Raw genomic sequence first — 3336 nt, forward strand, 5'->3', positions numbered from 1 at the left:
CGTGGACGTGGAAGTTCTCGCCCGCGGTGTTCGCGCGCGGCAACTCGGCGGACGAATGGATGACGATGGGTCGCCGTGTCGCCGCGGCGCCCGGTCGGCTGGCAATCATCTACGGCGAGCACAGCGCGCTCTTCGGCAGGGATTCCGCGGCATATCTGCGCGAACTGGGAGCCGGCGCGATCCCGATCGTCGCGGTGCCCAACGCGCGCCATCACCTGATGCTGGATGAGCCGCTCGCCTTCGCGACGGCGCTCAGAAGCATCCTTGCTCTCTGGAGATCGGCCCGCTGAACCAATCAGGAATGTCGGGTGTGATCCTCGTCTCCGGAGGATTGTCCGACGGCGAATTCCAGCTGCGCAAGGCACAGTTTTCCGGTTCCGTTTCGCTCGACGCCTTCGGCATGCACCACTGCGACACGACGCCCTACGCGCACCAGCGTCGGCGTCGTGCTGACTGCGCCCAGTCTGACCGGGGCGAGAAATTGAAGGTTCATGCTGATCAGCCGGCAGGACTGCCCTGGCGAGAGTGTGCGGGAGAGAGCAAGCTGTGCGGCCAGCTCAAGAAAGGACGCGATCGCGCCTCCATGCAAGGCGGGCAGAATGGGATTCCCGACAAGCTCCTCCGTGGGGATCAGCGTGAACGTTTCACCGCTTTGCGTCATCATGGTACCGAGTAGCTTCGCAAAGCCGTTCCGCCCGGTACTGGCCCCGATCGCGCCTTCGTTCATGGGGCGACAGCCCGATTGATCGAAAAGACGCCTTGGGCAGTCGCGATCAGGTGAGACGGATCTGTATCCCAGACTTCGGCGCGTACGAACGCACGGTGCTCGGTCGCGTCGTAGCAGTGAGCCCACGCCGTCGCGGGGCATCTCGCCTCGGCGGATCGCACATGGTCCACCTTCAGGTTAAGGGTGGAGATCGCCAGCCGTCTGCCCAATCGAGACATCACGGCAACGCCGCAGGCCTGATCGATGAGGCTCGTCAACACACCGGTCGCGAGCGCCTCCTCCTCGTCCGCCAGCTCCGCGTGCCAATCGACCCGGAGCGAACTGAGCCCGTCGCCGATCGAAACGAGCTCAAGGCCCAGCCGATTGCCCCACGGTATGTCGCCCGGTCGCAAGCTCAAGTCTCCAACCATAAAACCCCTCCCTGCCCAGACGATTCCTGTTCCCCGCCGCGTCCACAAGCCAAGCACAGGAAAACGGTACGGTTTACTTACAAACTTCTTCGCCTTAACGTCTGCATCCTGCGATGGAAACGCGATCCAACAAATTCCTTGTGCTCGCGGTCACCGGCCTTCTGCTGAGCACGCTTCTCGTCTTCACCCTTTGGCTTTTCGATGCGCGAAGTGGAGACGGAAACCCGTATCTCATCCGTTTCACCGGGAGCGTCGCCGGCCTGGAAAAGGGATCACCAGTGACGTTCTCGGGCGTCCCGGCGGGCCATGTCACGTCCATACGGTTTGACGGAGCTGATCCCTCAGCGGTTCTCGTCACCATCAGCCTCGAACCGGGAACCCCCATCGTCACAGGTGTCAAGGCAACGATCGCGCGATCCGCACTGGCAGGGACGGCCAACATCAGTCTCGACGGCGCAAAGTCCGGTGCATCCCCGATCGTCGCGACGAGGGTCGGTGAGCTTCCCATCATCCCCGCCAAGGAGGGTGGGCTTCTTGGCGGGGGAGGGGATCCAGTCGCGCTCGTGGACAAGATCAGCCGGACAGTCGACTCCGTGTCGCGCAACCTCGATGCCGCCCAACAGCAGCGGGCCAGCGATCGGCTGGCGGCGCTCGCGGAGAGTTCCGCAGGCTGGGCAGACAAGGCTGGAGCGGCATCTGACGCGCTTACCGGCGCCCGCGGGCGTGTCGTGGCCCTGGGGGACGCCTTGCAGCGATCCGGCGAAAGCGCCGAACGGTTGGGGAGCGCTGTGGTAGAAAGCCGCGCAACCGTCCTCGCCAGGGCGAACCGTGCGTTGCTGAATGCCCGTGGCGGAGCCGTGCGTCTCACGGCTCGCGTCGAGGCTGTTCGACCCACGATCCGCAGCGCGACCGTGAAAGAGGCCCAACTGCGTGAAACCGTTCGTTCAGCAAGGAAGAAGGCAGGCGCTGTCAGAGATACGGCCGTTCGCCTCGATCAGGAAGGGCTGGGTGTGGGTGCACCGTCCCTCCCGACCTACAAGCCGGGGTCGCGGCAGTGATCGACCGCGACACGATAGGACAACTCTGGTCGGAGAGCGGGCTGGCAGGCGAGGAACCGACCGTCCCGGCGTGATCCTCGTCAACGGGTCCGGATCGCGCTACCCTCGCTCCAGGAGAACGAGATTGAGCGATGACGAGAAGAAGAGCCGGCGCCCAGGGAAGATGGGCAGACCGACGACCGAGGACGCGCTCCGACTGACTTCGCATATCCTCAAGAGCGCCCGCGAGCTGTTTTTCCAGCACGGTTTCGACGGCGCCAGTGCCGACATGATCGCCGAACAGGCGCGCATCTCCAAGCGAACCCTGTACGCGCGGTTCGGCAGCAAGGCTCGCGTGTTCGAGGCTGTCATCCTGGACGAGATCGATACGCAGCTGCGCGCGCTCGAACCCTCCGGCAGCGACGAACCCGACATTGCATCGCGCCTTCGCGTCATCGCCGATCGCCTGCTCGAGTGGCTCCTGACGCCTCGGATCGCCTCGATGGAACGCGTCGTCATTGCCCAAGCGGTGCGTTTTCCTGCGCTCGCGGCGAACATCCACGACTTCGGCTATCAGCGGGCTGTCCAATGGGTGGCCTCCATCCTCGCCCATGCCGATGCCAAGGGCGAGCTGTCGCTGGCGGACCCGGTGTTCGCTGCCGAGCAGTTCGTCACGCTCGTCGTCGTCGCGCCCATGCGCCGCGCGGCGCTCGGGCTGTCTCCTCCCGCGTACGACGATGCAGCTCGCGAACGTATCTTGCGCGTGATTGATCTGTTTCTCGACGGCTGCCGTCCGCGGCACGTCGACAAAGGGACCATGTGATGCTCGTCAACGACGACGAGCCTCAACTCGGTGAGCGCGCGCGCCTTGCCGAACTCATCCAGATCATGGGCCGCCACGGGCTGAACGGCTTGGCCGCTCGCCTGGGTCTGCTGCCAGGTCGCTCGGAGCAGCCGGCAGACGTCTGTACGCCCGAGCGGGTCGTCGCGCTGCTGCGGGACCTTGGACCTGTCGCGGTGAAGCTGGGGCAGGTGCTCGCGACCCGTGAAGACCTGCTAGGGCCGGAATGGGTGCGTGCGCTGGCAACGCTGCAGGATCGCGTGACACCGCTGCCGTTCGAGGCGCTGGAGCCGACGATCCTGGCCGCGCTCGGCTCCCCGA

At 65.1% G+C, this 3336-nt stretch carries 5 protein-coding genes and 1 pseudogene; 4 read left to right on the plus strand and 2 right to left on the minus strand.

What is annotated here, in order from left to right; translation table 11 throughout:
* Window positions 1-290: alpha/beta fold hydrolase (locus tag AX702_RS22575; protein WP_443026297.1), on the plus strand; the 290-nt coding region annotated here is incomplete at its 5' end.
* Window positions 291-295: 5 nt separating this feature from the next.
* On the opposite strand, the gene AX702_RS12135 is transcribed toward AX702_RS22575, so the two are convergent.
* Both AX702_RS12135 and AX702_RS12140 read right to left on the minus strand, forming a co-directional pair.
* Window positions 296-727: a PaaI family thioesterase gene (locus AX702_RS12135; protein WP_052742494.1), complete on the minus strand. Its 432-nt coding sequence runs from the start codon at window positions 725-727 to the stop codon at window positions 296-298.
* On the minus strand, window positions 724-1137 hold the full coding sequence (locus tag AX702_RS12140) for a PaaI family thioesterase (RefSeq protein WP_046408736.1): 414 nt from the start codon (window positions 1135-1137) through the stop codon (window positions 724-726). Before AX702_RS12140 ends, AX702_RS12135 begins: the two co-directional genes overlap by 4 nt.
* A 113-nt stretch (window positions 1138-1250) precedes the next feature.
* Between AX702_RS12140 and AX702_RS12145 the strand changes: the two genes are divergently transcribed.
* The 3 genes and pseudogenes from AX702_RS12145 to AX702_RS12155 all read left to right on the plus strand — a co-directional run.
* A complete protein-coding gene (locus tag AX702_RS12145; protein ID WP_046408735.1) occupies window positions 1251-2195 on the plus strand; it encodes an MlaD family protein in 945 nt (314 codons plus the stop codon).
* 124 nt (window positions 2196-2319) lie between these two features.
* The gene (locus AX702_RS12150; protein ID WP_231023661.1) at window positions 2320-2997 is read left to right on the plus strand and encodes a TetR/AcrR family transcriptional regulator; all 678 of its coding nucleotides are present in this window, start codon (window positions 2320-2322) and stop codon (window positions 2995-2997) included.
* Window positions 2997-3336, plus strand: a pseudogene (locus AX702_RS12155) (ABC1 kinase family protein); the annotation flags it as partial. The gene AX702_RS12150 and the pseudogene AX702_RS12155, both read left to right, overlap by 1 nt.

It is taken from the genome of Sphingomonas sp. CCH5-D11 (genome assembly GCF_001557395.1).
In the GTDB taxonomy this organism is placed as follows: Bacteria; Pseudomonadota; Alphaproteobacteria; order Sphingomonadales; family Sphingomonadaceae; genus Sphingomonas.

Bases quoted from the DNA above. Each gene is read 5' to 3' on its own strand.
- AX702_RS12145 (WP_046408735.1), top strand. From the start codon at position 1,251: ATGGAAACGCGATCCAACAAATTCCTTGTGCTCGCGGTCACCGGCCTT.
- AX702_RS12140 (WP_046408736.1), bottom strand. From the start codon at position 1,137: ATGGTTGGAGACTTGAGCTTGCGACCGGGCGACATACCGTGGGGCAAT.
- AX702_RS12135 (WP_052742494.1), bottom strand. From the start codon at position 727: ATGAACGAAGGCGCGATCGGGGCCAGTACCGGGCGGAACGGCTTTGCG.